Raw genomic sequence first — 25,758 nt, forward strand, 5'->3', positions numbered from 1 at the left:
CCGCACATGACGAGGAGAACCGATGACCATCCCCGCGAGTGATTACCTGAAGTACGCCGCCACCCTGGTCAAACAGCGCATCGAGTGGACCACCGACGAGATCGGCGGCGCGATGTGCGAAGGCGACCACGACACCCCCCTCGACGCGCTCCACGATCTGATCGAGGACGTCGCCGCCCTGGCTGCCCAGTGCGGCGACCCGCACCACTACAGCGACGGCCGCCGCGTCAAGACGGCCCGTGAGATCGAGTTCGGCTTGGTCACCGAACACATCTGGCACCCCGACCCGAGCACCGAGGAACCGCGGTCCTGGCGTGGCACTCTGCGCCACGACCCCGAGGAGTCGTGCCCAGGCGTGTTCGAGGTGTCGACCGACCCGGCGACGCAAGAGATCTTTGTGCGGACTGTGAGGGCCATATGAGCACCCTGACTGTGACTCTGACCGACGTCGACGGCGAGCCGATGCTCGACAGTGAAGCTATGGCCCTGCTGTTCGGGGTGCGAACCGAAGACGTGCGCGCACTGCCTACCGTCAACGGCGTCTCGACCATCCCCCGCGAATGGGTCAAACGTGGCCGCCAACGCACCCGCGAGGCTATGGCGCACACCGGAAGCGACTTCATCATCGACGGCCTGCGCTACTGGGCACGCCGTGATCACAACGCCGAACTCGAGGTGATCTACCGGTGAACCCGCTCGAGGAGCTGCTCGCGTCGCTGGCCGGTGTGCCGCACCTACCGGGCGCCCGGTGCAGAGGCCGTCACCGGCTGTTTGACCCACCCGCCCCGGATGCTGACCCCGAAGACGCCGATCACGCCCAACAGATCGCACTGCGGCTGTGCCGCGACTGCCCAGCCCTGGCCGGGTGCGCGGTGTGGTTCGACACCCTGCCCGCACGGCAGCGACCACAGGGTGTGGTGGCCGGCCGGATCAATCAGCCGCGCCGCGGACGACCGAGAGCAGCGGGAGACGACCGAACGGAGAAAGCCGCATGACCGACCCCGATGATCCCGTCGCCGCGTTCAAACAGCGCGTCGCCGGAAAGACCGTCACGTTCAATCTTGAGGCGGCGCCCGTCGAGAGTGCCGACGGCGACCCGCGAGGCGTCGCCCCCGAAACCACAATGCGTTTCGCGTTCGATGAGGACGGTATCTGTTGTCCTGCATGGGAATCCGACCCGACCACACCCGAAGGAGCACGAAATGATGACTGACACCGCAGACCAGTTCGACCCACCAGAAGTAGACGACACCGAAGTAGGCGACCCCGCCGCGGCGGCCTCATCGGGTGATTCGGCGAACGCATCACCCGAGCAGACCGCGGAGCCGGAACCCGACGACGACCAGGACGACAACCCGAACCGCCGCGAGGCCCGCTACCGGCTGCAGCTACGCGAAGTCCAGGCCGAACGCGACCAACTCCGCGGCACCGTCGAAGCGTTGCAGCGCGCCGAGGTCGAACGGATCGCCGGGCAACAACTCCAAAAGCCGCAGGCCATCTGGGCCGCCGATGTCAAGTTGGCCGGTCTGCTCGACGAGGACGGGCGCGTCGACCCAGCCAAGGTCACCGAGGCCGCCGACGTGGCCTCGCAGGCGCTCGGCCTCGCGCCGGTCCGGCGTGCACCCAGACCCGACCGCAGCCAGGGCCGCGACCGGACGGCACCAGTCGGAGACGCTTGGGAGCAGGCGTTCAAAGGGTAGAATCGGCATCGACGCCTGATCTTGCGGTGAGACACCAGAGGTCCGGCAACGTTTCCGCCCATGCGGGCAACGGTCGACGCGAGCCGCGCACCGAGAACCTAAACCATTCCCGGTGCGCGGCTTTACGCGTATCCCGACCCCGTTAGGACAAACACATGGCAACCGAAACCACAGTCACGTCGGCGACAGCCTGGTCGCCCGATGTCACCGCTGTCGCCCCCGACATCGCCGTCCCCGACGCCCTCATCCTCGCGACCTCCACCGTCGCCGGGACCGTCGAAGGCGACGCCCCCGCCGTCCGCGTCCAGTACGTCGACGACGCCAGCGCCGGGTTCGTCGCCGAAGGCGCCGCCATCGCCGAGGCCAACCCCGCACTCAGTGAGGTGCTGGTCTACACCGGCAAAGTCGCCCAGCTGATCCGGCTCTCGCGTGAACAGTGGAGCCAGCCCAATGCGTCGCAACTGCTGTCGACCAGCGTGGCCCGCGCTGTCACCCGCGCCGCCAACACCGCCTACATCGCGCAGGCCGCACCAACCCCACCGGCCGTCACCCCACCCGCCGGCCTGCTCAACGTCACCGGCATCGTTGACGGCGGTACCGTCGCAACCACCCTCGACGGCCTGGTCGACCTGCTCGCCGAGCTCGCCGAAAACTACTCGACCCCGTCGCACATCGTCATGTCGCCATCAGCGTGGGCATCGCTGCGTAAGTTCAAAATCGGTACCGGCTACGCCGGTTCGCTGCTCGGCACCGGAGCCACCGACGCCCAACGGTTCCTGCTCGACCTGCCTGTCCTCGTCGACCCCGCCGTCCCGGCCGACACCGGCCTGGTGATCGACCGGGCCGCGGTCGTCAGCGCGGTCGGGCAAGTCCAGGTCGCCACGTCCGATCAGGTGTACTTCAACGCCGACAGCGTGGGCGTGCGCTGCACCTGGAGGTTCGGCGCCAACGTGGTACGGCCCAACAGGATCGGCAAGTTCACGGTCACCGCGCCCGCATAGACCCCCAGGGGACGTTAGGGTAAGCGCCCCATCAGAGCCGCCCCTCATGGCATAGGCGAGACTCCCCCCGACCAGCCCCCCTCCCCCCTGGACTGCCAGCGGCCCAGGCTAGGCCGGGTCGGTTCCGGCGACCTTCCGCATGATCTCAGCCAGGTGGTCGCGTAGGCCGGCGACCTCGGACGCGTCGAGGCGGGTCACTGCGTTCGACACCTCGAGCAGGTCGACGAGCAGCTGTTTGCGTTCCTGCTCGAGCCGATAGGTGTTCGCTACGCGGGTGCAGTCGACGCAGTCCATATCGACCCACCACAGGCCGGTCTCGGGGTCTTCATATTCCTGTGTTCGGAACTGCGGTGGCGGGAGGAAGTCGTCCGGTGGCGGGTAGTCGGTGGCGGGGTCTCGGTCGAGGCGCATTGTGCCGCCGCACAGCGTGGGGACCGTGGCTTCACCCGCCGCCCAGGCTTTGCGAGCGGCACCCGACCAGTACCCGTGGTTGAGGTACGGGTTGCGGGGGAGTTCGCCCTGGCGGTAGCGGCGTCGGAGTGACTCGGCGTCGGTGTCGTCGGTGGGTTCGTCGCCGAGCGCGATGCGCTGCCATTCCTCGGCGGTGTCGCGCCGCGGGCCGGTGCGGAGCAGCGCGTGCCGTGTCACCCGCCCGCACGACTGGCAGCCGAGTTCGCCGGTCATGCGGTGCCAGCGGGTGGTGTCGCTGAAGCCGTCGCCGAGGGTGTTGCGCGCCTGCCGGTAGCTGCGGAGATGGCCGCATTCGCAGCACAGCGCCCGCTGCGTTTCGGCCGGCTGTTGCCGCGAGGTGTCGGCGAGGGCCCAGCGCCGGAGGTGTGGCCGCGTGTCGGCGTTGCTCGTGCGGGTGCGGCAGGGCTGCCCCGGCGCGGCACCACAGAACGGGCAGGCGTGGGTGAGGGCGGTGTGCGGGTCGGTGGGTGTGCTCATCGTGCGCCACCCCGGCGCACCGTCTGCGGGTCGACGGCCGCGGCGATGCGGGTCAGGTGCGGGCCGACGACCCGCGCCTGGTCGCCGATCATGTCGCGGCAGGGCTGGCCCGGGCGCGCTTCGCAGAACGGGCACGGGTGGGTGAGGGTTGGCTGAGTGTCTGGGGAAGGGTTACCGTTCGGCATGTCGAGCTCCTGTCTAGTTCGGCCAACGCCCGGGACGGTGCCAGCCGTCGCCGGGCTCGTTTTCAACCTGGACGTTGCGATGGACGCATGACTCGCTGGGTCCTGCACCTGGACATGGACGCGTTCTTCGCGTCGGTCGAGCAGTTGACCCGGCCCACCCTGCGGGGACGGCCGGTGCTGGTCGGCGGTCTGGGCGGTCGCGGTGTGGTGGCCGGCGCCAGTTACGAGGCCAGGGTGCACGGCGCACGTTCGGCGATGCCGATGCACCAGGCCCGCCGACTGGTCGGCGCACCGGCGGTGGTGCTGCCACCGCGAGGTGTGGTCTACGGCCTGGCGAGCCGACGCGTGTTCGACACCGTGCGGACCCTGGTCCCGGTACTCGAACAGTTGTCGTTCGACGAGGCGTTCGGCGAACCGCAGGAGCTGGCCGGTGCGTCGGCGGCCGACGTCGAAGAGTTCTGCGAACTGTTGCGCGCGCGGGTGCTGGAGGAGACCGGGCTGGTGGCCTCCGTGGGGGCGGGGTCGGGCAAGCAGATCGCCAAGATCGCCTCGGGCCTGGCCAAGCCGGACGGGATCCGGGTGGTGCGCCGCGCCGACGAACGCCGTCTGCTCGACAGCCTGGCGGTGCGCAAGCTGTGGGGGATCGGACCGGTCGCCGAGGACAGACTGCACCGCCTCGGCATCGAGACCATCGGTCAGCTCGCGGCGCTCTCGGAGGCCGAGGTAGCCGACATCCTCGGCGCCACGGTGGGTCCGGCGCTGCACCGGCTCGCCCGCGGCATCGACGACCGGCCCGTCGCCGAACGGGCCGAGGCCAAACAGATCAGCGCCGAGTCCACGTTCCCGGCCGACCTCATCACCCTCGATCAGGTTCGCGAGGCGATCGGGCCGATCGCCGACCACGCCCACCGGCGACTGGCGAAGGACGGGCGCGGAGCCCGCACGGTCACCGTGAAGCTGAAGAAGTCGGATATGAGCACGCTGACCCGGTCGGCCACGCTGCCGTCGGCCACCACCGACGCGGCGACGCTCAGCGCCACCGCCCGCCGGCTGCTTGTCGACCCCGCCGAGATCGGCCCCATCCGCCTTGTGGGAGTGGGCTTTTCAGGCCTGTCGGAGGTGCGCCAGGAGTCACTGTTCCCCGACCTGGAACTGGTGGAGGACGAACTGGCCACCCGTCCGGCGGTGCCGATGTCGGTGAGCGAGGCGGCTGCCGTACCGCCGGCGTGGCGGGTCGGTGACGACGTCGCGCATCCGGAACTGGGGCACGGCTGGATCCAGGGGGCCGGTCACGGGGTCATGACCATCCGGTTCGAGACGCGCAGCACCGGGCCGGGGCCGGCGAAGACCTTCCCCGACACGGTGCCCGACGTCGTCCGGGCCAATCCGGTCGACAGCCTCGACTGGGCGGACTACGTGGACGCGCTCCCGCAGGCCGACCTGCCCTGACACGTCAGCCCCATTCGGCGAGCACCTCGGCGGCCGGGACGTCCGCGGCGAGTGCGGCCATCAGCAGCACCCGCGCCTGCGCGGGCCGCAGGGTCGGCACCATGAGCGCACCCGCGTCGGCGAGGTCGCGCCCGGGACCGTAGGCGGGACGGACCCGCCCACCCGGCACCCGCGTCGACACCGCCACGAGCACCCCGTCGGCGCACAGCCGGCGTACCCCGTCGATCACCGGTTGCGGGGCGTTGCCGGCACCCAGCGCCTCGAGGACGACCGCCCGCGCCCCGGCGGCCGCGCAGGCGGACAGGGCGGCGGCGTCGCCGCCCGGGTAGGTGGTGACGATGTCGACGCGCGGTGCGCGTTCCGCCGACACGTCGCCCAGGTACGGACGCACCTTGGGCCCGGTCACGGTGAACCGGCCGTCGGCGACTCGGCCCACCACCGGTCCGTCGAAACCGTCGAGGTCCTCGGTCGCCACCTTGCGCAGGCCCAGTGGCCGGCGGACCGTACCGGCGAAGCTGACGAGCACCCCGAGTCCGCGGGCCTCGGGATCGCCGGCGACCGTCACCGCGTCCCGCAGGTTGGCCGGGCCGTCGGCATCGGGTGCGTCGGCCCCGCGCTGCGCACCGGTCAGCACCACCGGGGTGGTGCCGTCGTAGGTGAGTTCGAGCCACAGCGCCGTCTCCTCCATGGTGTCGGTGCCGTGGGTGACGACGACGCCGTCGGCGGCGCCGTCCGCCGTGCCGGCCAGCACCGCGTCGCGGATGCGGTCCCAGTCGGCGGGGGTGAGCTGCGAGCTGTCCTTGTTGAGCACGTCGACCACCGTCACGTCCAGACCGGCGGTCAGGTCGGCGCCGCGGCGGGTGGGCCGGCGTACGCCGTCGGCGTCGGTGCTGGTGGCGATCGTGCCGCCGGTGGTGATCACGACAAGGCTCACGTGCGGAATTGTCCCGTATCGACCGTTTGGGATGATGGTGTGGTGACTGACGAAACACCGGGCAAGGCATCGGGCAAGGTGGAGCCCACGACCGGCGCCGCGGAACCCCCGGACGTCCCGGTCGACCCGGCACCCCGGCCGCGGCGGCGCCTGGGCCTGCTGTTGTCGGTCGCGGCGGTGATCCTGGTGCTCGACGTCGTGACGAAGGTGCTCGCGGTGCGGCTGCTGACGCCCGGCCAGCCGGTGTCGATCATCGGCGACACGGTCACCTGGACCCTGGTCCGCAACTCCGGGGCGGCCTTCTCCATGGCCACGGGTTACACCTGGGTGCTCACCCTGGTCGCGACGGGCGTGGTCATCGGCATCATCTGGATGGGCCGGCGGCTGGTGTCGCCGTGGTGGGCGCTCGGACTCGGGCTGATCCTCGGCGGCGCGATGGGCAACCTGATCGACCGCTTCTTCCGGTCGCCCGGACCGCTGCGCGGCCACGTCGTCGACTTCCTGTCCATCGGATGGTGGCCGGTGTTCAACGTGGCCGATCCGTCGGTGGTCGGTGGGGCGATCCTGCTGGTGGTGTTGTCGCTGTTCGGGTTCGACTTTGACACCGTCGGACGGCGCCAGCCGGGCGACGAATCCGACCCGGTCGGACGGCGCCAGCCGGGCGACGAATCCGACCCGGTCGGACGGCGCCAGCCGGGCGACGAATCCGACCCGGTCGGACGGCGCCAGCCGGGCGACGAATCCGACCCCGTCGGACGGCGCGGCGCCGAACCGGTGGCCCGGCCCGAGGCTGACCCGTCATAGTGTCCACACGGTCGATGCCCGTGCCGGAGGGGCTGGGCGGAATGCGGGTGGACGCCGGGCTGTCGCGGCTGCTGGGGCTGTCACGCACCGCGGCGGCGGCGATCGCCGAAGACGGTGGGGTCGACATCGACGGCGCGCCCGCGGGTAAGTCGGACCGCCTCACGGCGGGCGCCTGGCTCGAGGTGCGGTTGCCGGAGGCGCCGCCGCCGGTGGAGAACACCCCGGTCGAGATCGAGGGTATGGCGGTGCTGTACTCCGACGACGACATCGTGGCCGTCGACAAACCCCCAGGGGTGGCCGCCCACGCGACGGTCGGATGGCACGGCCCCACCGTGCTCGGTGGTCTGGCGGCCGCCGGCTTCCGGATCAGCACGTCGGGCATCCACGAGCGGCAGGGCATCGTGCACCGCCTCGACGTCGGCACCTCGGGGGTCATGGTCGTCGCCCTGTCCGAACGCGCCTACACGGTGCTCAAGCGGGCGTTCAAGCAGCGCACCGTCGAGAAGCGGTATCACGCGCTGGTACAGGGCCATCCGGACCCGAGCAGCGGCACGATCGACGCGCCGATCGGGCGGCACCGGGGCCACGACTGGAAGTTCGCCGTCACCGAGGGCGGCAGGCACAGCGTCACCCACTACGACACGCTGGAGGCGTTTCAGGCGGCCAGCCTGCTCGACATCGAACTGGAAACCGGCCGCACCCACCAGATCCGGGTGCACTTCGCCGCGCTGCACCACCCGTGCTGCGGCGATCTGACCTACGGCGCCGATCCCACGCTGGCCCGCCGTCTCGGGCTCGAACGTCAATGGCTGCACGCCCGTTCGCTGGCGTTCGCCCATCCGGCCGACGGTCGCCGGATCGAGATCACCAGCCCCTATCCGGCCGATCTGCAGCACGCCCTCGACGTCCTGCGCCGTCACGCGCGGTGACCGAGACGCGCCGCAACGGCCTGCTCTTCGGCATCGGCGCCTACGTCTGGTGGGGGCTGTGCCCGGGGTTCTTCCTGCTGTTGCTGCCCGCCGGGTCTCTCGAGATCCTCGCGCACCGCATCGTGTGGAGTGTGGTGTTCCTGCTGCTGGTGCTCGCGGTGGCCCGTCGCCTCGGCGATCTGCTCCGATTGTCCTGGCGCACCTGGCTGCAACTGCTCGCGGCGTCGGCGCTGGTGTCGGCGAACTGGGGGGTCTACATCTACGCGGCCACCCACTCACACGTGGTGGACGCCGCCCTCGGGTATTTCATCAACCCGCTGCTCAGCGTCGCGCTCGGGGTGCTGGTGTTCCGGGAACGGATCAACCGCTCGCAGCAGGTGGCGCTGGTGCTCGCCGTCGCCGCGGTCGTCCTGCTCACCGTCGAAATCGGCGCACCGCCCTACATCGCACTCGCCCTTGCGGTGTCTTTCGCGCTCTACGGGCTGGTGAAGAAGGTGGTCACCGCCGACCCGCGGGTCAGCGTCGCGGTGGAGACGCTGATCGCGCTGCCGTTCGCGGGCGGCTACGTGCTGGCGCTGGAACTCACCGACCGGGGGCATTTCCTCAGCGAAGGGCTCGCACACACCGGTCTGCTGCTGCTGGCGGGCCCGGTCACGGCCATCCCGCTGCTGTTGTTCGGCGCGGCCGCGCAGCGGCTCCCGCTGGTGACGCTGGGTCTGCTGTTCTACATCAATCCTGGTCTGCAGATGGCCTGGGGTGTGGTCATCGGGCACGAACCGATGCCGGTCGGACGGTGGATCGGCTTCGCACTGATCTGGCTGGCGCTGGCCCTGCTGGCCGCCGATGCCGTGCGCCGTCGCACGCCGAGGGAGCGAACCTCCACGACACCGGCGGAACATGTCGATCGGGACGAATCGAAATCGTCATCACGCTGACGACCCGTCCACGACACCGGGAGGACACCGTGCAGTACTGCCTGATCATGCATTACCCCGAAGGCCCGGAGATCGGGTTGACCGAGGAGGACATGGCCCCCACGCGGGCGGCGTTCGCCCGATACGCCGAGGACCTGGACGCGGCCGGCGTGCTGGTGGGCACGCAGGTGTTGCAGTCCGCGGCGCTCACCACGACGGTCACCGCCCGCGACGGGACCGTCGACATCCAGGACGGCCCCTTCGCCGACACCAAAGAGCGGCTGGGCGGGATCTTCGTCATCGACGTCCCGCACCTCGACGCGGCGCTGGACTGGGCGAAACGCAATCCCGCCGCGGCGTTCGGCGCTGTCGAGGTACGACCCGTGGCGGTGACCTACTCGACCGGCCAGGGCTGGTTCAGCCCTGAATGACGGTGCCGCGGCCACGGTCGCCGACCTGAGCCGCAGATCACACGGCCGGTTGCTGGCCGCCCTCGCGGCGCCCACCGGCGACATCGCCGCGGCCGAGGACGCGCTCGCCGATGCCTTCGAACGCGCGCTCCGGAGATGGCCGGTCGACGGTATCCCGGCCGAACCCGCCGCCTGGGTGATCACCGTCGCCCGCAACAGATTGCGCGACCGCTGGCGCTCGGCCGGTCACCGCCGAGCCGCTCGTCTCGACGAGAACCTCGACGTGACAGCGGAATCCGTCGACTGGCCGGCCATCCCGGACAAACGCCTGGAGCTCATGCTGGTCTGTGCGCATCCCTCGGTGGCGGTCAACGTCCGTACGCCGCTGATGCTGCAGGTGGTCATGGGTGTCGACGCGGCGGCGATCGCCGAGGCGTTCGCCGTCGAACCGGCGACCATGGCGCAGCGGCTCGTACGGGCCAAGCGGCGTATCCGCGACACGGGTGTGCCATTCACCCTGCCGGAACGTGACGATCTGGCCGAGCGGCTGCCCGCCGTGCTCGAAGCGGTCTACGGCGTCTATGCCATCGACTGGCAGCGCGGCCCACCCGACGACCCGGGGGCTTCGTTGGCCGCCGAGGCGTTGCACCTGACCGCCCTGCTGACCGAGTTGCTGCCCGCCGATCCGGAGGTGCTCGGCCTGGCCGCGCTGGTGTGTTTCGGCGAGGCGCGCCGCCCCGCGCGGCGTGGGGTCGAGGGCGCGTTCGTCGGCCTCGACGATCAGGACAGTGCGCGGTGGGACCACGAGTTGATCGCCCGGGCCGAGGATCTGCTGCGGCGCGCGCACACCCACCGGCGGCCGGGCCGGTTCCAGTACGAGGCGGCCATCCACTCGGCACACTGTCACCGCCCGGTGGATCGGCGGGCGCTGCGCAAGCTCTATCTGGCCCTGCTGCGGGTGGCGCCGTCACTCGGTGCGGCGGTGGCGCTGGCGGCCCTCGACGGCGAGATCGACGGGCCGGACGCCGGTCTGCGGGCACTCGCGGCGATCGATGACCCTGCGCTCGACCGGTTTCAACCGGCGTGGACCACCCGCGCACACCTTCTCGAGCGCGCGGGCCGAACGGCCGAGGCAAATATCGCCTACCAGCGGGCACTCGCGATCACCAGCAACCCCGCACTGAGAGCGCATCTACGGCAACGCCTGCGGTGAGAAACGCGAGTTCGTTTGCCGGACAGGTGTTTGCCTGGTGTTCAGCAATGTCCTAGCGTTTGCTAGGTGCAGCGGAAGGGGCGGGCCAGGGCAGCGGCGCGCGCCCGGGGGCGGCCGGTTGGGGCCGATTCCGCGGAAACCCGTAGGCAGATCGTCCGCGCCGGGCGCGTGGTCCTCATCGAGCGGGGCTACTCCGGTATGACGTTCCAGGCCATCGCCGAACGCACCGGGCTGAGCCGGCCGACCCTGCACTACTACTTCGCCACCCGCGAAGAGGTCTACGAAGGCATCGTCACGGAGATGCGCGAGATCGTGGTCGACTGCGTCGAGCACTCGCTACGGCACGACCGGTTGCTCGACCGGTTGGCGGCGTTCGTGGCCGCCGTGCGGCGCGTCGACCATCGGGATCCGTCGGTGGTGCCGTTCCTGATCAGCGCGCGCCTCGAACCGCAGCGCAATCCCGAATTGCAGGCGATCAGCGAGTCGCCGGTCCGGGCCTTCCTGATGCGGTTGGTCTCCGATGCGATCCGCCGCGGTGAACTCGACGACGACACCGACGTCGAGGGCGTCTCCGACATGCTCCACGTCATCCTGTACGGGATGGCGTTCTACTCCGGTTTCACCAACGGCCCCGCGGAGTTGGGCACGATTGCCAAGCAACTGATCGAATTGTTCGCCCACGGCCTGGTGGCAGGCCCGCGCGGGCCGGATCCCGCCGGCGGGGGTGAAGACACGCTCCGCGACACGCCGAAGGGTGTCGGACCGCGGTCCTAGACTGACGACCCTATGAGTGGTTCAGACGGTCGGTCCTCGGGGTCTTTTGTTCACCTGCACAACCACACCGAGTATTCGATGCTGGACGGCGCCGCCAAGGTCAAGCCGATGCTCGCGGAGGCCCAACGGCTGGAGATGCCCGCGATCGGGATGACCGACCACGGAAACATGTTCGGCGCCAGCGAGTTCTACAACGCGGCCACCGACGCCGGCATCAAACCGATCATCGGGATCGAGGCCTACATCGCACCGGCCTCGCGGTTCGAGACCAAGCGTGTCCTGTGGGGTGATCCGAGCCAGAAGTCCGACGACGTCTCCGGCAGCGGGTCCTACACCCACATGACGATGGTCGCCGAGAACGCGACCGGTCTGCGCAACCTGTTCAAGCTCTCCTCACTCGCCTCGTTCGAGGGTCAGCTCGGCAAGTGGTCACGAATGGACGCCGAGATCATCGCCGAACACGCCGAGGGCATCATCGCCACCACGGGCTGCCCGTCCGGCGAAGTGCAGACCCGGCTGCGGCTGGGGCACCAGCGTGAGGCGCTGGAGGCGGCGGCCAAGTGGCGCGAGATCTTCGGGCCGCAGAACTTCTTCCTCGAGTTGATGGACCACGGACTCGACATCGAACGCCGCGTCCGCGAAGGCCTGCTCGAGATCGGTCAGAAGCTCGGTATCCCGCCGCTGGCCACCAACGACTGCCACTACGTCACCCGTGACGCCTCGCAGAACCACGAGGCGCTGCTGTGTATCCAGACCGGTAAGACACTCTCGGATCCGACCCGCTTCAAATTCGACGGCGACGGCTACTACCTGAAGTCGGCAGCCGAGATGCGCGCGCTGTGGGACTCCCAGGTGCCCGGCGCGTGTGACTCGACGCTGCTGATCGCCGAACGCGTGCAGTCCTACGCCGACGTGTGGGCGCCGCGCGACCGGATGCCGATCTTCCCGGTCCCCGAGGGGCACGATCAGGCCTCCTGGCTGCACCACGAGGTGATGGCCGGGCTCAAGCGCCGCTTCAGTGCGGTCTCCGGCGGGGTCGTGCCGGATGACTACATCGACCGCGCCGAGTACGAGATCAAGGTCATCTGCGACAAGGGCTTCCCGTCCTACTTCCTCATCGTCGCCGACCTGATCAACTACGCGAAGTCGGTCGACATCCGCGTCGGGCCGGGCCGCGGGTCGGCCGCCGGCTCGCTGGTGGCCTACGCGCTGGGCATCACCAACATCGACCCGATCCCGCACGGTCTGCTGTTCGAGCGCTTCCTCAACCCGGAGCGGCCGTCGGCGCCCGATATCGACATCGACTTCGACGACCGTCGCCGCGGCGAGATGCTGCGCTATGCGGCCAACAAGTGGGGCAGTGACCGCGTCGCCCAGGTCATCACGTTCGGCACCATCAAAACCAAGGCCGCGCTGAAGGATTCGGCCCGGGTGCACTACGGCCAGCCGGGTTTCGCGATCGCCGACCGGATCACCAAGGCACTGCCGCCGCCGATCATGGCCAAGGACATCCCGGTGTCGGGCATCACCGACCCCACCCACGAGCGGTACAAGGAGGCCGCCGAGGTCCGCGCCCTGATCGACACCGACCCGGACGTCCGCACCATCTACGAGACCGCTCGCGGCCTCGAGGGTCTGGTCCGCAACGCCGGCGTGCACGCGTGCGCGGTCATCATGAGCTCCGAACCGCTGATCGACGCGATCCCGTTGTGGCGCCGCCCGCAGGACGGTGCGGTGATCACCGGCTGGGACTATCCGTCATGTGAGGCCATCGGCCTGCTGAAGATGGACTTCCTCGGGCTGCGGAACCTGACGATCATCGGCGACTGCATCGAGAACATCAAGGCCAACCGCGGTGTCGACCTGGACCTCGAATCGCTGGCGCTCGACGATCCCAAGGCCTACGAACTGCTCGGCCGCGGCGACACGCTCGGGGTGTTCCAGCTCGACGGCGGGCCGATGCGCGATCTGCTGCGCCGCATGCAGCCCACCGAGTTCAACGACATCGTCGCCGTGCTGGCGCTCTACCGGCCCGGCCCGATGGGCATGAACGCCCACAACGACTACGCCGACCGCAAGAACGGCCGCCAGCCGATCAAGCCGATCCACCCCGAACTCGAAGAGCCGCTCAAGGAGATCCTCGCCGAGACCTACGGCCTGATCGTCTACCAAGAGCAGATCATGTTCATCGCCCAGAAGGTCGCCTCCTACACGATGGGTAAGGCCGACGCGCTGCGCAAGGCCATGGGCAAGAAGAAGCTCGAGGTGCTCGAGGCCGAGTACCAGGGGTTCCGCGAGGGCATGACCGCCAACGGGTTCTCCGAGGCGGCGGTGAAAGCCCTGTGGGACACCATCCTTCCGTTCGCCGGCTACGCGTTCAACAAATCGCATGCGGCGGGCTACGGGCTGGTGTCGTACTGGACGGCGTACCTGAAGGCCAACTATCCGGCCGAGTACATGGCGGGTCTGCTCACCTCGGTCGGGGACGACAAGGACAAGGCCGCGGTGTACCTGGCGGACTGCCGGCGGTTGGGTATCACCGTGCTGCCGCCCGACGTCAACGAGTCGGTGCAGAACTTCGCCTCCGTCGGTGACGACATCCGGTTCGGTCTCGGTGCGGTGCGCAACGTCGGCGCGAATGTGGTTGCGTCCCTGGTGAACACCCGCGCCGAGAAGGGTAAGTACTCCGACTTCTCGGACTACCTGAACAAGATCGACATCGCCGCGTGCAACAAGAAGGTGACGGAGTCGCTGATCAAGGCCGGCGCATTCGATTCGCTCGGCCATCCCCGTAAGGGTCTGTTCCTCATCCACACCGATGCCGTCGACTCGGTGCTGGGCACCAAGAAGGCCGAGGCGATGGGTCAGTTCGACCTGTTCGGCAGCGGGGACGGTTCCGGGGCGGACGCCGGAGACTCAGCGTTCAGCATCAAGGTGCCCGACGAGGAGTGGGAGGACAAACACAAGCTCGCCCTCGAACGGGAGATGCTCGGTCTGTACGTGTCCGGACACCCGCTCAACGGGGTGGCGCACCTGCTCGCGAACCAGGTCGACACCCAGATCCCCGCGATCCTCGACGGTGACGTCGCCAACGATGCGCAGGTGCTGGTCGGGGGCATCCTCGCCTCGGTCAACCGCCGGGTGAACAAGAACGGGTTGCCCTGGGCCTCAGCACAATTGGAGGATCTCACCGGCGGGATCGAGGTGCTGTTCTTCCCGCAGACCTACTCGGTGTTCGGCGCGGAGATCGCCGACGACGTGGTGGTGCTGGTGAAGGCCAAGGTGGCCGCCCGCGACGACCGCATCGCGCTGATCGCCCACGAACTCGTCGTGCCCGACTTCTCCAGCGCGCAGGCCGACCGGCCCCTTGCGGTCAGCCTGCCCACCCGGCAGTGCACGGTCGACAAGGTCACCGCGCTGAAGCAGGTGCTGGCCAACCATCCCGGCACCTCCCAGGTGCACCTGCGGTTGATCAGCGGTGAGCGGATCACGACGCTCGAACTCGACCAGTCACTGCGGGTGACGCCCTCGTCGGCGCTGATGGGGGATCTCAAGGCGCTGCTCGGCCCTGGCTGTCTCGGGGGTTGAGGTGACCGCGGTGAGCCATCCCGAATCCCGGCACATCGCCGTCTGGGTCGCCGCCCCGCCGAACGTGGTGTACGACCTGGCCGCCGACCCGGCGACCTGGCCCCGGTGGGCGGCCGGCCTGGCCCAGGGTGGGCTGCGACAGGGCCCGCAGGGGTGGGTGGCCGACTCCCCGATGGGCGAGGTGGTCGTCGAGTTCTCTCCGCCCAACGAATTCGGTGTGCTCGACCATGTGGTGCGGATGCCGTCCGGTGAGGCGGTCTACAACCCGCTGCGGGTGGTGCCGGCCGGAGCGGGGGAGCCGCGTTGCGAGGTGGTGTTCAGCCTGCGGCGGCGTGACGATATGACCGACGAGCAGTTCGAGCAGGATGCGGCGGCGGTGACGGCCGATCTCGAGGCGCTGCGCGATCTGGTCGAGGCTTAGCGGCGGCCGTTGCAGACGAGGCCGAACCCCACCCAGCTGACCGTGGCGGCCGCGGCGCCCGACAGCACCGCCGGTGCCGCGCTCATCGTCACCACGCCGACGACCAGGAACGCGACGAGCCCGACGAGCAGCGCGATCACCTTGTAGGCCGGCCACGGAACGCCGGCCACACTCACGTCGCACGCCGCGCGAGCGACGGTCGAACGGAAGTTCCCGGCGGTGGTCATGAGTCGACGATACCTCTCAACAAAGATTTCGGCTAGCCGAAACTCCGGTTCAGGACGACTCTTCTCGACCCCGATCTAAGCTGGTTTTCATGCCACTCACCGGAGAATATGAACCGAGCACCTCGGATTGGGCCCGCGAACAGGCCGAGAAGTTCATGGAGTCGGGCGGAACCGAGGCGACCGAACTCAACGGCAAACCGATCATCCTGCTGACCACGGTCGGCGCGAAGAGCGGCAAACTGCGCAAGACGCCGCTGATGCGGGTCGAGTACCAGGGCGAATACGCGGTGGTCGCCTCCCTCGGCGGCGCCCCCAAACACCCGGTCTGGTACCACAACATCAAGAAGAACCCGCGGGTCGAACTGCAGGATCAGACGGTCACCAAGGAGTACGACGCCCGCGAGGTGTTCGGCGAGGAGAAGGCCGAATGGTGGGACCGGGCCGTCGAGGTCTGGCCCGATTACGCCGATTACCAGAAGAAGACCGACCGCGAGATCCCGGTCTTCGTGCTGACCCCGGTCGAATAAAGCGGATTTTCTCCCTGAAGGCCGCAGTGGCACCATTGACCGGTGTCCGCCGAACTGAGCCAGACCCCTCGTACGTCGCCGATCACCGCGGCTGACATCGACGAGGCGGCCCAGCGGATCGTCGACGTCGTCGTGCGCACACCGCTGCAGTTTTCGGAGCGACTGTCGGAGGTGACCGGCGCGCAGGTCTACCTCAAGCGCGAAGACCTGCAGGTGGTGCGGTCCTACAAGCTGCGCGGGGCGTTCAACCTGATCTCGCAGCTCACGGAAGAGGAGATCGCCGCGGGCGTGGTCTGCTCGTCCGCAGGCAACCACGCCCAGGGGTTCGCCATGGCGTGCCGGACGATGGGCATCAAGGGCCGCGTCTACATCCCGGCCAAGACTCCGAAGCAGAAGCGCGACCGCATCCGCTACCACGGCCGCGAGTTCATCGAGCTGATCGCCGTCGGGACCACCTACGATCTGGCGGCCGCGGCGGCGATCGACGACGTCGCGCGCACCGGCGCCACCCTCGTCCCACCCTATGACGACGTGCGCACCATGGCCGGGCAGGGCACCATCGCCGCCGAGATCCTCGACGACCTCGACGCCGAACCGGATCTGGTGATCGTCCCGGTGGGCGGCGGCGGCTGTATCGCAGGCATCACCACCTACCTTGCCGAACGCACGTCCGGCACCGCGGTGCTGGGTGTGGAACCGGCCGGGGCGGCGTCGATGATCGCGGCGCTGAGCGCCGGTGAACCGGTCACCCTCGACCACGTCGACCAGTTCGTCGACGGCGCGGCGGTCAACCGCGCCGGACGCCTGCCGTTCGCCGCGCTGCAGGCCGCGGGCGACATGGTGTCGCTGACCACCGTCGACGAGGGTGCGGTCTGCTCCGCGATGCTCGACCTGTACCAGAACGAGGGCATCATCGCCGAACCCGCGGGCGCGCTGTCGGTCGCCGGGCTGCTCGAGAACAACGTCGAACCGGGCTCGACGGTCGTCTGCCTGATCTCCGGCGGGAACAACGACGTATCGCGCTACGGCGAGATCCTCGAGCGCTCGTTGGTGCACCTCGGGCTCAAGCACTACTTCCTGGTCGACTTCCCGCAGGAGCCCGGTGCGCTGCGCCGGTTCCTCGACGAGGTGCTCGGCCCGAACGACGACATCACGTTGTTCGAGTACGTCAAGCGCAACAACCGGGAGACGGGGGAGGCGCTCGTCGGGATCGAACTCGGCTCGGCCGCCGACTTCGACGGTCTGCTCACCCGGATGCGCTCCTCCGACATGCACGTCGAGGCGCTGGAACCGGATTCGCCGGCCTACCGCTACCTGCTCTGAGTCCGCACGACGGCGAACGAATGACCCGCCAGGCTCATCCCGTCACCCTCGGGCGCCGGTTCCCCCCAGGCGAGCACGACGTCACCGGTGACCGGCACGGTCACCGCGTCGGCGCCGAGGTTGCACGCGATGGACAGGCTGCCGCGGTGCATCACGATCCACCGCTGCGCCTCGTCGTAGTCGATCCGTAGGTGGTCGAGCCACGGGTCGGCGAGGTCAGGTTCGTTGTGCCGCAACGCGATCAGCTCCCGGTAGAGCGCGCGCAGGCGGCCGTGGTCGCCGTCGTCGATCTCATCCCACTTGAGCTTCGACCGCAGGAAGGTCTGCGGATCCTGCGGATCGGGGATCTCGTCGGCGTCCCACCCGTGTTCGGCGAATTCCCTCTTGCGTCCCTCGGCGGTCGCCCGGGCCAGCTCCGGCTCCGGATGGCTGCTGAAGAACTGGAACGGCGACGACGAACCCCACTCCTCGCCCATGAAGAGCATTGCGGTGTAAGGAGATCCGAGCGCAAGCGCGGCCTTGACCGCGAGCTGGCCGGTGTCGAGGTTCTGTGACGGCCGGTCGCCGACGGCCCGGTTGCCGACCTGGTCGTGGGTCAGGGTGTAGGCCAGCAGGCGGGTGGCCGGGATGGTGGCGGTGTCCAGCGGGCGGCCGTGGCGGCGGTTCCGGAACGACGAGAACGTCCCGGCGTGGAAGTAACCGTTGCGCAGCGTCTGCGCCAACGCCTCGACGGTGCCCCAGTCGCCGTAGTAGCCCTGCGTCTCACCCGACACCGCGGCGTGGATCGCGTGGTGGATGTCGTCGTCCCACTGCGCGGTCATGCCCAGACCGCCCTGATCGCGCGGGGTGATCAACCGGGGATCGTTCATGTCGCTCTCGGCGATCAGCGAGAGCGGCCGGCCGAGTTCGTCTGCCAGCGCGTCGGTTTCGGCGGACAGCTCCTCGAGGATGTGGATCGCGGTGGTGTCGACCAGGGCGTGCACCGCGTCGAGTCGCAGCCCGTCGGCGTGGAAGTCGCGCATCCACCGCAGCGCGCAGTCCAGGATGTAGCGGCGCACCTCGTCCGCCCCGGCGTCGGCGATGTTGATCGACTCGCCCCACGGATTGCTGCCCGACGACAGGTACGGGCCGAACTTCGGCAGGTAGTTGCCCGACGGGCCGAGGTGGTTGAACACCGCGTCGATGAGCACGCCGAGCCCGCGGGAATGGCACGCGTCGATCAGCCGGATCAGCGCGTCGGGGCCGCCGTACGGTTCGTGCACGGCGTACCACAGCACCCCGTCGTATCCCCAGCCGTGGGTGCCGCCGAATGCGTTGACCGGCATCAATTCGACGAAGTCGACACCGAGGTCGACCAGGTGGTCGAGTTTGCCGATGGCGGCGTCGAACGTGCCCTCCGGGGTGAAGGTGCCGGTGTGCAGTTCGTAGATCACCTGACCTTTTTCGGACCCCTCGATCTTGCGGCCCGCCCACGCACCGTCGGTCCACGCGTCGGGCGCCGGCTGCCACAACTGGGAACGCTCGTGCACGCCGTCGGGTTGGCGCGGCGAGCGGGGATCGGGCAGCACCTTCGGATCGTCGTCGAGGACGAAGCCGTACCGGGCATCCGGTGCGGCGTCGACCTCGATGCGCCACCACCCGTCGTCACCGCACGTCATCGGGTGCAGCGACCCCTCGACGTCGAGTCGGACACGCTCCGGCAGCGGAGCCCACACCGCGAATTCAGGCATGGTCACGCTCCAGCAGCACGGCGGGCAGTTCGGCGAACAGATCGGCCGCGGTCACGGTGCCGGTGAACCGGCCGCCGGTGATGCGGTCGGTCCAGTTGCCCTCGGGAAGGGTCAATTCGGTGTCACCCCAACCGGTGTCGCGTAGCCGGACGGTGTGGCGGCTGACCGCGGTGAGCACATCGTCGCCGCGCAGGAACGCGACCACGTGGTCGGCGGCCGCACCGCGTGCGAGCACCGGGGTGTACCCACCGTCGAGGAAGCTGGCCGGCCGGTCGCGGCGCGCCCGCAGCGCGGCGTGCACCACGCGCATCTTCGGATGCCGCAGTGCCTCCAGTTCCGCGCGACGCTGCGTGTAGTCGACCGGACGGCGGTTGTCGGGATCGACCAGGCTGTCCTCCCAGAGTTCGGTGCCCTGGTAGACGTCCGGGACACCGGGGCCGGTGAGCGCCAACAGTTTCTGGCCGAGGCTGTCGTTGCGGGCGTGCGGGTCGAGTTGTTCGACCAGGCGGCCGAGTTCGGTGCCGACCGGGCCGTCGATCACGCTGTCCAGCCACGCGTGTACGCCGCTCTCGAACTCGCTGTCCGGATCGTTCCACGTGGTGTGGGTGGCGGCTTCGCGGATCGCCTTCTCGGCGTAGGCGTGCAGGCGATCGCGCAGTTCGTCGGTGACCACCCCGTCGACCGGCCAGACGCCGAACATGTTCTGCAGCAAGAAGAGTCCGGTGCCGGAATCGGGTGGCGGGGTTCGTTCCGCCCACGCCTCGACGTACTGCGCCCACAGCGACGGCACCTGGGACAGCACGCCGATGCGGGCCCGCACGTCCTCACCGCGTTTGGTGTCGTGGGTCGTGAGCGTCGTCATCGCGTGCGGCCACATGGCGGCGCGGGCCGTGGCGCGCTGGTGGAATTCGGCGATGCTGACCCCGAACCACTCGGGCTCACCGCCGACCTCGTTGAGCGACACCAGGCGGGCGTCGCGGTAGAACAGGCAGTCCTCCATGGCCTTCGCGGTGGCCGCGCCGCACAGCTGCTGGAACCGCACCGCGGTCTCCCGGCTGCTGGACAGCGCGGTCGACACGATCTGCAGGGCCGGCGCGAAACGCGGCTGCTGCGAGAGTGTTTCGGCGATCGCGACCGGCAACACCGTCGCCAGAACCGAATAGTCGGAGCGGTAGACGCCGAGGTGGCTGATCACCGCGGCGACCGCGTCCGGCAGGTCGTCGTGGTCCTGACCGGTGGCGGCGACGATCGTGCGGCACAGCCGGGCCAGCTCACTGCCCAGGGTGGTGGTCACCGCCTTCACCTTGAGCGCCCGCGCGGCCCGCGGCATCGCGCTGTAGTCGACACCGGTGGATTCGTAGAGCGTGCCGAGCGCCTCGGCGCCTGCGGGATCGACGAACACCCCACCGGCCTCGCGCAGCGCGTCGTATCCGGTGGTGCCCGCGACCGGCAGCGTGGGGTCCAGTGGCTCGTCGACGGCGAGGATCTTCTCGATCACGATCCACGCCTGCGGGCCGACGAGTTCGCGCAGCCGGACCAGATACCCGGGCGGATCGGACAATCCGTCGGGGTGGTCGATGCGGATACCGTCGACGAGGCCGTCGGTGAACCACCGCTTGACCTCGGTATGGGTCGCCTCGAACACCGCGGGGTCTTCCTGCCGCAGCCCGGCCAGCGAGGTGATCGAGAAGAAGCGGCGGTATCCGCAGATGCCGGACGGATTCCCCGGCGCTTCGCTCGCCCGGGGCTTCCACCCGATCAACCGGTAGTGCTGGCGGTCGTGCACGTCCGGACCGGCACCGTCGGCGGTACCCGGCGCGATCGGGAACACCAGGTCGCCCAGTCGGAGCGTGTCCCCGTCCACGGTGAGATCCGCGACGTCGCCGTTGGATCCGAGCACGGGCAACAGGATCCGGCCGTCCGGGTCGGCGGTCCAGTCGACGTCGAAGTAGTCGGCATAGGCGGAGTCGCGGCCGTGGGTGAGCAGATCCCACCACCACCGGTTCTGCCTGGGATCGTCGACGCCGACGTGGTTGGGCACGATGTCAACGACCAACCCCATACCGCGGGCCCCGGCCGCCGACGACAGCGATGCGAGCGCGTCGGCGCCGCCGAGGGCCGCCGAGACCGTCGTGGGATCGGTGACGTCGTAACCGTGGGTCGAACCCTCGACCGCGGTCAGGATCGGCGACAGGTACAGGTGTGAGACGCCGAGTTCGTCGAGGTAGTCCACCAGCGCCTCGGCGTCGGCGAGGGTGAACGCGTCTCCGCGCATCTGCAACCGGTAGGTCGACAGCACGGGCCGGTCGGCGGCCATCACGCCGTCTTCCGCAGCACGAGCAGCGATCTGGGTTGCAGCGAGATCTTCTCGCCTGCCGGGACGACGACGTCGGTGTGCCCGGTCGGATCGGCGGTGTCCAGATCGGCGGTCCACATCTCGGCGTAGTCGCCGTCGGGGGTGACGAAGTCCTGCACGTGGTCGTGGGCGTTGAAGCACAACAGGAACGAATCGTCGACCACCCGCTCGCCGCGCGCGTTGGGGGCCGGGATCGCCTCACCGTTGAGGAAGACCGCCACGCACTTGCCCAGGCCGGTGCCCCAGTCCTCGGGGGTCATCTCGGTGCCCGCGGGGGTCAGCCAGGCGATGTCACGGACCTGATCCGCGCTGCGGATCGGTTTGCCCTCGAAGAACCGTCGCCGCCGGAACACCGGGTGGTTCTTGCGGAAGGCGACCACCTTGCGGGTGAACTCCAGCAGATCGGCGTTGGTCTCGCACAACGACCAGTCCATCCAGGACAGTTCCGAATCCTGGCAGTAGACGTTGTTGTTGCCCTGCTGGGTGCGGCCGATCTCGTCACCGTGGGCGATCATCGGGGTGCCCTGGCTGCACATCAGCGTGGCCAGCATGTTGCGCATCTGCTTACCGCGCAACGCGATGACGTCCGGATCGTCGGTGGGACCTTCCACCCCGCAGTTCCAGGACCGGTTGTGGCTCTCGCCGTCGCGGTTGTCCTCGCCGTTGGCTTCGTTGTGTTTCTCGTTGTAGGACACCAGATCGTGCATCGTGAACCCGTCGTGACAGGTCACGAAGTTGATGGAGGCGCTGGGACGCCGTCCGGTGGCCTCGTAGAGGTCTGATGATCCCGTCAGTCGGGAGGCGAATTCGCCGAGGGTTGCGGGTTCTCCCCGCCAGTAGTCACGCACAGTGTCGCGATATTGCCCGTTCCACTCGGTCCACAAACCTGGGAAGTTGCCGACCTGATAACCGCCTTCGCCGATGTCCCACGGTTCGGCGATCAACTTGACCTGACTGACCACCGGATCCTGCTGCACCAGGTCGAAGAAGGCCGAGAGTCGGTCGACGTCGTAGAACTCGCGGGCCAGCGTCGAGGCCAGGTCGAAGCGGAACCCGTCGACGTGCATCTCCAGCACCCAGTACCGCAGGGAGTCCATGATGAGCTGCAGGGTGTGGGGGTGGCGGGCGTTGAGGCTGTTGCCGGTCCCGGTGAAGTCCTTGTAGAGGCGCAGGTCACCGTCGAGCAGCCGGTAGTAGGCGGCGTTGTCGATACCGCGGAAGTTGACGGTCGGCCCGAGGTGGTTGCCCTCGGCGGTGTGGTTGTAGACGACGTCGAGGATGACCTCGATACCCGCCGCGTGGAAGGACCGCACCATCGCCTTGAACTCGGCGACCGCGCCGCCGGCGTGCTGGTTGGCGGCGTACTCGTTGTGCGGTGCGAAGAAGCCGAACGTGTTGTAGCCCCAGTAGTTTCGCAATCCGAGGTCGAGCAGGCGGTGGTCGTGCATGAACTGGTGCACCGGCATCAGTTCGATGGCGGTGACGTTGAGCGACTTGAGGTGGTCGATGATCGCCGGATGGCAGAGCCCGGCGTAGGTGCCGCGTAACTCCGCGGGCACGGCCGGGTGCCGCCGGGTCATCCCCTTGACGTGGGCCTCGTAGATCACGGTGTCGTGGTACGGCGTGCGCGGTGCGCGGTCGGAGCCCCACTGGAAGAACGGGTTGATGACGACGCTGGTCATCGTGTGCCCCCGCGAGTCGATCCGTGGGGGGTCACCGCCCGAGGCGAGGTCCTCGGCGTCGAGGTCGTAGGAGTACAGCGCCTGCCCGAACCGGAAGTCGCCGTAGAACGATTTGCCGTACGGATCGAGCAGCAGCTTGCTCGGATCGCACCGGTGTCCCGCCGACGGATCCCACGGACCGTGCACGCGGAACCCGTAGCGTTGGCCGGGGGTGACCGTGGGCAGGTAGGCGTGCCAGACGTAGCCGTCGACCTCGTCGAGGTTGATCCGTTCCTCGCTGCCGTCCTTGGCGATCAGGCACAGCTCGACGCGTTCGGCGACCTCGGAGAACAGCGAGAAGTTGGTGCCCGCCCCGTCGTACGTCGCGCCCAGCGGATAGGCCTCACCGGGCCAGACGGTGTGCAGCGTCGGTGAAGTGGGCCCGGATCCGGGGGTGACCACGGTCACCACCAGCCGGTGGCGGCGGCGATCTGACGTCCCAGTTCGGCGGTCATGGTGCGCATGTAGGTGGTCGAGATGTGGTGGGCGTCGTGATAGACCAACACATTCCCCTCCACCACGCGGCAGTAGTCCTCCCGACACACCGCGTCGGTCATGTCGAGCGGTTTGAGCATCGGGAACCGACTGACGTAGGCCAGTGTCGGATTGTCGTCGGAGAGTACCTTGGAGCGATCGATGCCGCAGGACACCGCGTCGCCGCCGTCGGCCAGGCAGTCCGCCGGGATGTACGGTTCGCCGTCGCGCACCAGCCACGGGGTGTCACGCATCGCGAGGATCGGGATCTTGTTGCGCGACAAGGTCTCCCAGATGCCCAGATACGTCGACGGCATGACGTCGCCGTCCTTGATGTTCCACGGCCGCGTCGAGGTGGTGAACACGTAATCCGGTTTGTCGGCGAGCAGTTTGGGCATCACCCGGGAGTTCCACTCGTGGCACTTGGGATACGGCCGGTTGTCGCCCATCACCAGCGGCATCTCCTCGGTGGTCAGCGGACAGCCCATCTTGAGATAGGTGACGACCTTGAAGTGGTGCATCCTGCCCAGCAGGTCGAGTGCGGTGATCCAGTGTTCGGCGTGCGACCCGCCGGCCAGCGCGATGGTGCGCGGTGCCGTCTTGTCGCCGTAGGTGCAGTTGATGACCCCGACGTTGTCGAAGTCGCTGATGCAGCCGTCGATGGTGCTGGCGGGCAGGTCCTTCTTGGCCTCGAGCACCGACGGGCGCATCGGCAGTTTGGGCACCCGGACCCTGTCGAGCAACGCCGTCGCGCCCGGGTAGTCGCGTTGGGACAGGCCGGCGAGTTCCGCACCGTTGGCGCGCTGGACGGTGACGTGCTCGCGCCAGGTGAACGACGTGGCGGTCAGGGCCACGCCCAGCAGCGCCACCACCGAGCCCAGCGCGATCGTGGGCCTGCGCAGCCGGGTGCGCAGCGGTGCGGCGGCGACGGCGGGCGCCGGTGGCCGGTAGCGCAGCGGTTCCTCGATGTAGCGCATCGTCAGCCACGCCAGCACCGCCGACACGGCGAGCACCGCGGCGCCCTGCCAGAAATCGACCCGCGACCGCCCGCTGTGGGACAGCCAGAAGATCAGCAGCGGCCAGTGCCACAGGTACAGCGAGTACGCCATCGACCCGAGCGTCACGAACGGTCGGGTGGCCAGCAGCCGGTTGGGGGCGGGTAGGCGCCCGCCCGGCGCGCGGTTGGACGCCGACAGGATGAAGGCGATGGTGGCGCCGACCGGGACCAGCGCCCACGGACCGGGGAACTCCTTGACGCCGTCGATGAACCACCCGCACGACAGGATCGCGGCCAGCGCGACGGTGGCGACGATGCTGCGCAGCCACATCGGCCACCGGATGTAGGGGACGAGCGCACCGGCCAGCGCACCGAGCAGCAGTTCCCACGCCCGGGCGAAGCTGTTGTAGTAGGCGGTGGCCTGGTCGTCGTTGTGGGCGATGACGGCGTAGACGAACGAGGCGATGGTCAACGCGCTGAGCAGCACCACCAGGATCGCGCGCAGGTGGCGCCGCACGACGCGGCGCAGCGGCAGCCCGACGACGAAGATCAGCGCCAGGAAGGCGAGATAGAACTGTCCCTGCACCGACATCGACCAGATGTGCTGCAGGGGGCTGACCGTCTCCCCGGCCCGCAGGTAGTCCGAGGCGGTGATCGCCAGTTCCCAGTTCTGGTAGTAGCCGAGGCTGGCCAGGCTCTGGTCGGCGAAGGTCTCCCATCGGGTCTCCGGCTGGATGAGGATGGTGAGTACCGCGGACGCGGCCAGCACCACCACCAGCGCGGGCAGCAGCCGCCTCACCAGGCGGGTGACCTCGGGGTAGGGGCGCAGCGGGGCGCCCTGGGTCAACAGCATGCGCAGCAGCCGGCCGCCGAAGAAGAACCCCGAGAGGGCCAGGAAGACGTCGACCCCACCGGAGACCCTGCCGAACCACACGTGGAAGACCGCGACGAGTGCGATCGCGACACCTCGCAGGCCGTCCAGATCGTGTCGGTAGAAGCCCGAAGACCGGGTCCCCGTCGCGGTGGGCCGGACGGGTCCCGGGTCGGTGCCAGCCGCCGGCCGGTGGGGGGCGAGGGTCATCATGGTCGGCGGCTAATTTACCGAATAACGCCGCACACCTCATGCCGCGCAT

The 25,758-nt window shown here is 69.0% G+C and carries 25 protein-coding genes; 17 read left to right on the forward strand and 8 right to left on the reverse strand.

The features are described 5' to 3' along the window. The first annotated feature begins 22 nt into the window (after positions 1 to 22). From G6N49_RS07200 to G6N49_RS07225, 6 genes are all read left to right on the forward strand, one after another. Positions 23 to 421 carry a hypothetical protein gene (locus tag G6N49_RS07200; RefSeq protein WP_083045090.1) on the forward strand — a complete coding sequence of 133 codons (399 nt, stop codon included), beginning with the start codon at positions 23 to 25 and terminating at the stop codon, positions 419 to 421. Continuing rightward, positions 418 to 690 carry a hypothetical protein gene (locus G6N49_RS07205; protein WP_083045091.1) on the forward strand — a complete coding sequence of 91 codons (273 nt, stop codon included), beginning with the start codon at positions 418 to 420 and terminating at the stop codon, positions 688 to 690. Before G6N49_RS07200 ends, G6N49_RS07205 begins: the two co-directional genes overlap by 4 nt. Continuing rightward, positions 687 to 995, forward strand: coding sequence for a hypothetical protein (locus G6N49_RS07210; RefSeq protein WP_083045092.1), 309 nt, complete (start codon positions 687 to 689; stop codon positions 993 to 995). The genes G6N49_RS07205 and G6N49_RS07210 overlap by 4 nt, the downstream gene beginning before the upstream one ends. Further along, a complete protein-coding gene (locus G6N49_RS07215) occupies positions 992 to 1,213 on the forward strand; it encodes a hypothetical protein (RefSeq protein ID WP_083045093.1) in 222 nt (73 codons plus the stop codon). The genes G6N49_RS07210 and G6N49_RS07215 overlap by 4 nt, the downstream gene beginning before the upstream one ends. After that, positions 1,206 to 1,700, forward strand: a complete 495-nt coding sequence (locus G6N49_RS07220) for a hypothetical protein (protein WP_083045094.1) — start codon at positions 1,206 to 1,208, stop codon at positions 1,698 to 1,700. Before G6N49_RS07215 ends, G6N49_RS07220 begins: the two co-directional genes overlap by 8 nt. A gap of 155 nt (positions 1,701 to 1,855) precedes the next feature. Beyond that, positions 1,856 to 2,701, forward strand: a complete 846-nt coding sequence (locus G6N49_RS07225) for a phage major capsid protein (RefSeq protein WP_083045095.1) — start codon at positions 1,856 to 1,858, stop codon at positions 2,699 to 2,701. A 108-nt stretch (positions 2,702 to 2,809) separates the two neighbouring features. On the opposite strand, the gene G6N49_RS07230 is transcribed toward G6N49_RS07225, so the two are convergent. Both G6N49_RS07230 and G6N49_RS29910 read right to left on the reverse strand, forming a co-directional pair. Then, positions 2,810 to 3,649 carry a zinc finger domain-containing protein gene (locus G6N49_RS07230; protein ID WP_083045283.1) on the reverse strand — a complete coding sequence of 280 codons (840 nt, stop codon included), beginning with the start codon at positions 3,647 to 3,649 and terminating at the stop codon, positions 2,810 to 2,812. Continuing rightward, positions 3,646 to 3,834 carry a zinc finger domain-containing protein gene (locus tag G6N49_RS29910; RefSeq protein WP_423226879.1) on the reverse strand — a complete coding sequence of 63 codons (189 nt, stop codon included), beginning with the start codon at positions 3,832 to 3,834 and terminating at the stop codon, positions 3,646 to 3,648. Before G6N49_RS29910 ends, G6N49_RS07230 begins: the two co-directional genes overlap by 4 nt. A gap of 87 nt (positions 3,835 to 3,921) precedes the next feature. Between G6N49_RS29910 and G6N49_RS07235 the strand changes: the two genes are divergently transcribed. Next, entirely contained in the window at positions 3,922 to 5,283 is a 1,362-nt protein-coding gene (locus tag G6N49_RS07235) for a DNA polymerase IV (protein WP_083045284.1), read from the forward strand. Between the two features lie 4 nt (positions 5,284 to 5,287). Here G6N49_RS07235 and G6N49_RS07240 read toward each other — a convergent pair whose 3' ends face one another. Continuing rightward, on the reverse strand, positions 5,288 to 6,217 hold the full coding sequence (locus tag G6N49_RS07240; protein WP_011855989.1) for an asparaginase: 930 nt from the start codon (positions 6,215 to 6,217) through the stop codon (positions 5,288 to 5,290). A gap of 39 nt (positions 6,218 to 6,256) precedes the next feature. Here G6N49_RS07240 and lspA point away from each other — a divergent pair, with 39 nt between their 5' ends. From lspA to G6N49_RS07280, 8 genes are all read left to right on the forward strand, one after another. Next, a complete protein-coding gene (gene lspA, locus G6N49_RS07245; RefSeq protein ID WP_163647403.1) occupies positions 6,257 to 7,021 on the forward strand; it encodes a signal peptidase II in 765 nt (254 codons plus the stop codon). Between the two features lie 14 nt (positions 7,022 to 7,035). Further along, positions 7,036 to 7,950: an RluA family pseudouridine synthase gene (locus G6N49_RS07250; protein WP_011560485.1), complete on the forward strand. Its 915-nt coding sequence runs from the start codon at positions 7,036 to 7,038 to the stop codon at positions 7,948 to 7,950. Continuing rightward, positions 7,947 to 8,885 (forward strand): EamA family transporter RarD, encoded by a 939-nt coding sequence (rarD, locus tag G6N49_RS07255; RefSeq protein WP_083045286.1) that lies wholly within the window; start codon positions 7,947 to 7,949, stop codon positions 8,883 to 8,885. Before G6N49_RS07250 ends, rarD begins: the two co-directional genes overlap by 4 nt. 29 nt (positions 8,886 to 8,914) lie before the next feature. Next, a complete protein-coding gene (locus G6N49_RS07260; protein WP_083045287.1) occupies positions 8,915 to 9,295 on the forward strand; it encodes a YciI family protein in 381 nt (126 codons plus the stop codon). Between the two features lie 49 nt (positions 9,296 to 9,344). Then, positions 9,345 to 10,487 (forward strand): RNA polymerase sigma factor, encoded by a 1,143-nt coding sequence (locus tag G6N49_RS07265; protein ID WP_083045288.1) that lies wholly within the window; start codon positions 9,345 to 9,347, stop codon positions 10,485 to 10,487. A gap of 66 nt (positions 10,488 to 10,553) precedes the next feature. Further along, positions 10,554 to 11,261, forward strand: coding sequence for a TetR/AcrR family transcriptional regulator (locus tag G6N49_RS07270; RefSeq protein ID WP_011560481.1), 708 nt, complete (start codon positions 10,554 to 10,556; stop codon positions 11,259 to 11,261). 12 nt (positions 11,262 to 11,273) lie between these two features. After that, positions 11,274 to 14,849, forward strand: a complete 3,576-nt coding sequence (dnaE, locus tag G6N49_RS07275) for a DNA polymerase III subunit alpha (protein ID WP_083045289.1) — start codon at positions 11,274 to 11,276, stop codon at positions 14,847 to 14,849. Between the two features lie 10 nt (positions 14,850 to 14,859). Then, positions 14,860 to 15,270: an SRPBCC family protein gene (locus G6N49_RS07280; protein WP_083045298.1), complete on the forward strand. Its 411-nt coding sequence runs from the start codon at positions 14,860 to 14,862 to the stop codon at positions 15,268 to 15,270. Here the strand turns inward: G6N49_RS07280 and G6N49_RS07285 are convergent. Further along, the gene (locus tag G6N49_RS07285) at positions 15,267 to 15,497 is read right to left on the reverse strand and encodes a hypothetical protein (protein ID WP_011560478.1); all 231 of its coding nucleotides are present in this window, start codon (positions 15,495 to 15,497) and stop codon (positions 15,267 to 15,269) included. The genes G6N49_RS07280 and G6N49_RS07285 overlap by 4 nt on opposite strands. Before the next feature lie 89 nt (positions 15,498 to 15,586). On the opposite strand from G6N49_RS07285, the gene G6N49_RS07290 reads away from it, so the two are divergent. Together G6N49_RS07290 and ilvA are read left to right on the forward strand one after the other, a co-directional pair. Beyond that, positions 15,587 to 16,024 (forward strand): nitroreductase family deazaflavin-dependent oxidoreductase, encoded by a 438-nt coding sequence (locus G6N49_RS07290; RefSeq protein WP_011855984.1) that lies wholly within the window; start codon positions 15,587 to 15,589, stop codon positions 16,022 to 16,024. Between the two features lie 42 nt (positions 16,025 to 16,066). Continuing rightward, complete coding sequence (gene ilvA / locus G6N49_RS07295; protein ID WP_083045290.1) at positions 16,067 to 17,347, forward strand: threonine ammonia-lyase IlvA; 1,281 nt, start codon at positions 16,067 to 16,069, stop codon at positions 17,345 to 17,347. On the opposite strand, the gene treZ is transcribed toward ilvA, so the two are convergent. Genes treZ through G6N49_RS07315 form a run of 4 tightly spaced genes read right to left on the reverse strand, consistent with a single transcriptional unit; the run spans position 17,335 to position 25,709 of the window. After that, positions 17,335 to 19,077, reverse strand: coding sequence for a malto-oligosyltrehalose trehalohydrolase (gene treZ, locus G6N49_RS07300; protein WP_011560475.1), 1,743 nt, complete (start codon positions 19,075 to 19,077; stop codon positions 17,335 to 17,337). The genes ilvA and treZ overlap by 13 nt on opposite strands. Beyond that, positions 19,070 to 21,394, reverse strand: coding sequence for a malto-oligosyltrehalose synthase (gene treY / locus G6N49_RS07305; RefSeq protein WP_011560474.1), 2,325 nt, complete (start codon positions 21,392 to 21,394; stop codon positions 19,070 to 19,072). The genes treZ and treY overlap by 8 nt, the downstream gene beginning before the upstream one ends. After that, positions 21,394 to 23,556 (reverse strand): glycogen debranching protein GlgX, encoded by a 2,163-nt coding sequence (gene glgX, locus G6N49_RS07310; protein ID WP_011768273.1) that lies wholly within the window; start codon positions 23,554 to 23,556, stop codon positions 21,394 to 21,396. Before glgX ends, treY begins: the two co-directional genes overlap by 1 nt. A gap of 2 nt (positions 23,557 to 23,558) precedes the next feature. Beyond that, positions 23,559 to 25,709 (reverse strand): acetyltransferase SucT, encoded by a 2,151-nt coding sequence (locus G6N49_RS07315; protein WP_011855979.1) that lies wholly within the window; start codon positions 25,707 to 25,709, stop codon positions 23,559 to 23,561. Between the last annotated feature and the right edge of the window lie 49 nt (positions 25,710 to 25,758).

The organism is Mycolicibacterium monacense (genome assembly GCF_010731575.1).
GTDB classification, from domain to species: Bacteria; Actinomycetota; Actinomycetes; order Mycobacteriales; family Mycobacteriaceae; genus Mycobacterium; species Mycobacterium monacense.

What these genes read in the sequence shown, in the direction of transcription:
- treZ (WP_011560475.1), bottom strand. Translation starts at nt 19,077, where the DNA reads ATGCCTGAATTCGCGGTGTGGGCTCCGCTGCCGGAGCGTGTCCGACTC.
- G6N49_RS07230 (WP_083045283.1), bottom strand. Translation starts at nt 3,649, where the DNA reads ATGAGCACACCCACCGACCCGCACACCGCCCTCACCCACGCCTGCCCG.
- dnaE (WP_083045289.1), top strand. Translation starts at nt 11,274, where the DNA reads ATGAGTGGTTCAGACGGTCGGTCCTCGGGGTCTTTTGTTCACCTGCAC.
- G6N49_RS07285 (WP_011560478.1), bottom strand. Translation starts at nt 15,497, where the DNA reads ATGACCACCGCCGGGAACTTCCGTTCGACCGTCGCTCGCGCGGCGTGC.
- G6N49_RS07250 (WP_011560485.1), top strand. Translation starts at nt 7,036, where the DNA reads ATGCCCGTGCCGGAGGGGCTGGGCGGAATGCGGGTGGACGCCGGGCTG.
- G6N49_RS29910 (WP_423226879.1), bottom strand. Translation starts at nt 3,834, where the DNA reads ATGCCGAACGGTAACCCTTCCCCAGACACTCAGCCAACCCTCACCCAC.
- G6N49_RS07235 (WP_083045284.1), top strand. Translation starts at nt 3,922, where the DNA reads ATGACTCGCTGGGTCCTGCACCTGGACATGGACGCGTTCTTCGCGTCG.
- G6N49_RS07205 (WP_083045091.1), top strand. Translation starts at nt 418, where the DNA reads ATGAGCACCCTGACTGTGACTCTGACCGACGTCGACGGCGAGCCGATG.
- treY (WP_011560474.1), bottom strand. Translation starts at nt 21,394, where the DNA reads ATGGCCGCCGACCGGCCCGTGCTGTCGACCTACCGGTTGCAGATGCGC.
- G6N49_RS07200 (WP_083045090.1), top strand. Translation starts at nt 23, where the DNA reads ATGACCATCCCCGCGAGTGATTACCTGAAGTACGCCGCCACCCTGGTC.
- G6N49_RS07290 (WP_011855984.1), top strand. Translation starts at nt 15,587, where the DNA reads ATGCCACTCACCGGAGAATATGAACCGAGCACCTCGGATTGGGCCCGC.
- G6N49_RS07225 (WP_083045095.1), top strand. Translation starts at nt 1,856, where the DNA reads ATGGCAACCGAAACCACAGTCACGTCGGCGACAGCCTGGTCGCCCGAT.
- G6N49_RS07315 (WP_011855979.1), bottom strand. Translation starts at nt 25,709, where the DNA reads ATGATGACCCTCGCCCCCCACCGGCCGGCGGCTGGCACCGACCCGGGA.
- G6N49_RS07220 (WP_083045094.1), top strand. Translation starts at nt 1,206, where the DNA reads ATGACTGACACCGCAGACCAGTTCGACCCACCAGAAGTAGACGACACC.
- G6N49_RS07215 (WP_083045093.1), top strand. Translation starts at nt 992, where the DNA reads ATGACCGACCCCGATGATCCCGTCGCCGCGTTCAAACAGCGCGTCGCC.